This is a genomic window from Amycolatopsis sp. NPDC059021, assembly GCF_042739895.1.
Lineage (GTDB): Bacteria > Actinomycetota > Actinomycetes > Mycobacteriales > Pseudonocardiaceae > Amycolatopsis.
The window spans coordinates 22,871-28,078 of sequence record NZ_JBHYIQ010000081.1; the positions used below are offsets into that span (position 1 = coordinate 22,871).

A 5,208-nucleotide genomic window follows, 5' to 3' on the forward strand; every position below is an offset into this window, starting at 1 on the left:
ACTCGGGCCCCCCCTGGTCGCCACCACCGCCACCCCGCCCCCCCGCGGCCGCGCCCCTGGGTTTCCCCCGCTAAACGCAGCGGGCGGGGGTGTGCGGGTGACGACACTGACGTCGACGGTGCCACCGCCGAGATCGAGAACGGCGAGGGTGTCGCCGGGGCGGCCACTGAATTCGACGGTGCGGTCGGACTTCAGGTCCGCCGGGGCGAACGTGGCCGCGTGGTAGACGGCCGCCGCGACGGGTTCCGGCACCAGGGCGACCTCCTGCGCCAGCCGCCCCGCGGCCTGGCGCAGCAACCTCGTCCTGATCGCACCCCAGTCCGCGGGGTGCGTGAGGACCAGCAGATCGACCTCGGCCTCACCGGCCAGCCGACGTGCCTCGGTCACCGCGCGGGCCAGCACGGCGTGCACCACATCGGTCACCCGGAGCACGTTTTCGCCGAGCAACAGCTCGCCCTCGTCGATCCGGCGCTTCGGGTGCGGCTCGTACCGCGACGGGTCGACCGCGGCCTGCCGTTCCGCCTCCTGGCCGACGAACAACGTGCCGTCGGGCGCCGCGTAGACGGCCGACGACATCAGCGGCTGGCCGTCGATCACCACGACCTGCGGTTCGCGCCCGTTCACGGAGGCGACGACACAGGTACTCGATGTCCCGAAGTCCACCGCTACCCGTAACGTCACCAGCCACTCCCGCAGATCGTCGTTCTCCTGTCCTTCGCGGGCATCACTCCGGCGGGATCCACGAAACCTGGATCAGCTGCTTGCCCCACTTGCGCGTCAGCATGTTGCCCCGGCCCGGAGGCATCGGCCCGGCCTTGATGTTGCCGACCAGGGTGCCCTCGTCCTTCGAGCCGTTCATCACCATGCCCGGCGCCGACAGTTCCTTCAGCTTGCCGAGGATCGGGTCGTACATGGCACGGCTGGCACCACCGGTGCGGCGGACCACGATGAGGTGCAGCCCGACGTCCTTCGCCTGCGCAAGGAACTCCGACAACGGCTTGAGCGGGTTGTTGCTCTGGGTTGCCACCAGGTCGTAGTCGTCGACGAGGATGAACAGCTCGGGACCGGTCCACCAGGAGCGGTTCTTCAGCTGCTCCTGCGTGACGTCCGGCCCGGGCAGCCGCCGCGTCATCGACCCGTAGACGTCCTTGACCATGCTGTCCAGCTGGGTCGCCGACACCGCGTAGCCGAGCAGCGAATCCCCGCTGAGGAACCCGAGCATGGTGCGCCGGTAGTCGACCAGCAGGGTGACGGCTTCCTTCGGCGAGTAGCGCTCGGAGATACCGCGCGCGATCTGCCGGAGCAGGTTGGTCTTGCCCGATTCGCCGTCCGCGAACGCGAAGAAGTGCGGCTCCGCGTCGAAGTCGAGGTAGATCGGCTGAAGATCTTCCTCGTTGACCCCGATGGGCACCAGCTTCGTGGCCCGCTTGCTGTCCAGCCGGAGAACCTCGTCGTAGGTGACCATCTCGGGCAGCAGGCGGACCTGCGGTGCCGGGCGGCCCCGCCAGGCACCCTTGATCTTCGCGACCGCGTCGGCGACGCCGGCGGCGATCGTGTCGGGGTCACTGGAGCCGTCGATCCGCGGCAGCCCGGTGAGCATGTGCAGCTTTTCCCGGGTCATCCCGCGTCCCGGCCGCCCGGCCGGGACGTTCACCGCGGCGCGACGGTCCACTTCGGACTCGCTCGGGTCACCGAGCCGCAGCTCGAAGCGCGTGCCGAGCATGTCCTTGATCGCCGGGCGGATGTCGGCCCACCGGTTGGCACCGACGACGACGTGTACGCCGTAGGACAGACCCTGCATGGCGAGCCGGGTGATCGAGGTCTCCAGCTCCTCGAAGTCCTCTCGCAGCGCCTTCCAGCCGTCGACCACGAGGAACGCGTCACCGAAGGCGTCCTGCTCCGGTTTGATCTCCCCGCGGCGCTTCCGGTTGCGGAACTCGTTCATCGAGTCGATGCCCATGGCGGCGAACCGGCCCTCCCGCTCGGTGAGCAGGGTGGTCAGCTCGGCGACGATCCGGCGGGCCTTGTCCGGCTCGCGCCGCGCCACCGCGACACCACCGACGTGCGGCAGGTCGGCGAGCCCGCCGAGCGTGCCACCACCGAGGTCGAGACAGTAGAACTGGACCTCTTCCGGCGTGTGCGTCAGCGCCATCGACATGATCAGCGTCCGCAGCATCGTCGACTTGCCCGACTGCGGGCCGCCGACGATCAGGCCGTGCCCGGCGGCGCCGGAGAAGTCCGCCCACAGGCCGTCACGCCGCTGTTCGTACGGGCGGTCGACGATGCCGAGCGGGACCTGAAGCCGCCCGTTGCCGAAGAAACCGACCGGGGACAGGCCGCGGTCGTCGGTCGGGTTGAGGTTCGGCAGCAGGGTGTCCAGCGAGTTCGGCTCGTTCAGCGGCGGCAGCCACACCTCGTGCGCGGGCGGGCCCTGGCCGACGAGCCGCCCGACGATGACGTCGAGCTCGCTCGGCTCGACCGCCTCGTCGGACTGCCGTTCCTGCTTCGGCGCCTCTTCCTCGATCTGCTGCGGCTCCGGCTCCTTCGGCAGTTCGATGAAGTCGGGGACGAACAGCTGCGGGCGCTTGTCCGCGCGGACGACCGTCGCCGCGGGCCCCGCCGCCTTGATCCCCGCGGGCCGGTACGGGCCCGAAACGTAGGACGCCTTGAACCGCACCATCGTGGAGGTGTCGTACTTGAGGTACCCCGAACCCGGGATCGACGGCAGCTCGAACGCGTCCGGCACCCCGATCGCCGCGCGGGATTCCGCCGCGGAGAACGTCTTCAGGCCGATCCGGTAGGAAAGGTGCGAGTCGAGACCGCGCAGCTTTCCTTCCTCCAGGCGCTGCGAGGCGAGCAACATGTGCATCTGCAGCGACCGGCCCAGCCGGCCGATGGCGACGAACAGGTCGATGAAGTCCGGCTTCGCGGACAGCAGCTCGGAGAACTCGTCGACGACGATGAACAGCGCGGGCAGCGGGTCGAGGTCGGCGCCGTTTTCACGGGCCTTCTCGTACTCCCAGACGTTCTTGAAGTTACCGCCGTTCTTGAGCGCCTCCTGGCGCCGGTTCATCTCGCCTGCCAGCGCGTCCTTCATACGGTCGACCAGCGTGACCTCGTCGGCGAGGTTGGTGATGACCGCGGAGACGTGTGGTGCGTCGTCCAGACCGAGGAACGTCGCACCACCCTTGAAGTCGACGAGGACGAAGTTGAGCGTCGTCGAAGAATGCGTGGCCAGCATGCCCAGCACCAGCGTGCGGAGGAACTCCGACTTACCGGAACCGGTCGCGCCGATGCACAGGCCGTGCGGGCCCATGCCCTCCATCGCGGCTTCCTTGATGTCCAGCTCGACGGCCTGGCCGTACTCGCCGACCCCGAACGGGACGCGGTAGCGGTCCCGGACCGGGCGCGGCCGCCACGCCTGCTGGACGTCGAACGTCATCGGGTCGCCCGGGATGCCGAGCAGTTCGAGCAGCGTCGGGTTGGACAGCAGCGGCTCGTCCTCGCTGGCGTCCTGCGCCGCGGACCCCACCCGGTACGGCGCGATCAGCCGGGCCACCGCCTCGGCCTCGACCACCGACAGGCGGTCCGGGCGGCCGAACCACTCGACACCGCCGGCGCTGCGCGCGCCGAGCCGCTTCTCCTCGACCACCAGCCGGAGACCGCGGCGGGCGGCGAGGTTGCCGATGGAGTCGGACAGGTCGATCAGCGTGACGCCGACCAGGCCCTCCTCCAGGATGATCTGTTCCTCGCGGGTGACCTCGGCGTCGTCGACGATGATCACGACGTGCGGCTGGTCGGGCGCCGGAGTGGCGTTGCGGGAGAAGCGCTGGCGGTCGCGCAGCTCCTCGTCGAGCCACTGCTCGATCTGGGCGAGCGAGCCGGCCATCATGCGGAGCTGGCCGATGCCGTCGGCCAGTGTCGGGTGCTGCACGTGCGGCAGCCACTTCGCCCATTCCCATTCGGACTTCGCGCGGCCCGCGGTGGCGACGGCGATCAGGACGTCGTCGGGGCTGTGGAACGTGACCAGCTGGCAGAGCAGGGCGCGCGTCAGCGAGCGGGTCAGCTCGCGGTCGCCCTGCATGCTCACGGCGGCGAACCCGCGCAGGGTGATCTGCGTCGGCAGGTCGGGCACGATCGAGTGCGCGCGCACGAACCGGCGCAGCGCGAGGGTGGCGATCGGCTCCAGCTCGTCGACCGGGCCGGTTTGCGGCGGCACCAGCCGGGTCGCGAGCCGGTGCGAGCTGCGGCCGACGCGCAGGTGCAGGAAGTCCTGGTCGTTCTGGCGGCGCTCCCACATCCGGCGGCTGGCGGCCAGCGACCACAGCGTCTGCGGGTCCGGGTGCACCCATTCGAGCGCGGCACGCTGGTCGACCATCGCCTCGCGGGCGCGGTCACGCATCTGGCCGAGGTAGCGGAGGTAGTCCTTGCGGTCCTCGTCCATCTCGGCCTTCTTGGCGCCGCCGCCACGGCCACCACCGCCGGCCATCATGCCGACGGTCCCCATGACCATCATGCCGCCCATCATGAGCATCATCGGGTTGCGTCCACCCGCGGTGAACATGAAGACCATCATGCCCAGCGAGGCCACGATCATGACCGCGGGCAGCAGCTTCATCACGATGTTGCCGGGGATGGTGCGGGGCACCTCCGGTGGCGGTTCAAGGTGCACCTCGCCGCCCGGCGGGCGTGGCGCTGCCAGCCGTGGCGACTTCTTGAACTGCAGCGTGCTCATCGAAGGACCCCTCTTCAAACTCGACGATGGCGGCCACCGTTTTGTGCGCTCAGGTGCGCGGAACAACCTATCGAACGTCGGGCGGGAAATCCGGCCAATGCCGCGAACGGCCGGAGACCTCGAGGATCGACTCGATGAGCTTGCCCGCCGAGTGTAGGGCGCGGCACCGACAGTAGCGACCGAACCCGCAGCCCTCCCCCCCCTCTCTCTACCTCTCCCCTCCCACGCCCCCGGGACCGCGTTTAGCCCGCTAAACGCACTCTCCCGGCCGCCCCGACGCGCGTTTAGCGGGCTAACTGCGCTCGGTCCCGCCCGTGCGCCGTGCCCGTGTGCGTTCCCTCTCCTCGCACCCCGCAGGCGACGTGGACCTGGGGCACGGCGGGGCGGTTTGCGGGGATAAGCCGGCGGGGGGGGGGGGTGGGGGCGGGGGGTCCGCGCGGGGGGGCGGCGGCGCGAGGGGCTATGATTTGGGG

The 5,208-nt window shown here is 70.1% G+C and carries 1 protein-coding gene and 1 pseudogene; both read right to left on the reverse strand.

Annotation, left to right across the window (positions count from 1 at the left end; translation table 11 throughout):
* Positions 1-681, reverse strand: a pseudogene (locus ACFWX1_RS35320) (type VII secretion-associated protein); the annotation flags it as partial.
* Between the two features lie 43 nt (positions 682-724).
* Positions 725-4,735: a type VII secretion protein EccCa gene (eccCa, locus tag ACFWX1_RS35325; RefSeq protein WP_378394137.1), complete on the reverse strand. Its 4,011-nt coding sequence runs from the start codon at positions 4,733-4,735 to the stop codon at positions 725-727.
* Positions 4,736-5,208 lie beyond the last annotated feature (473 nt).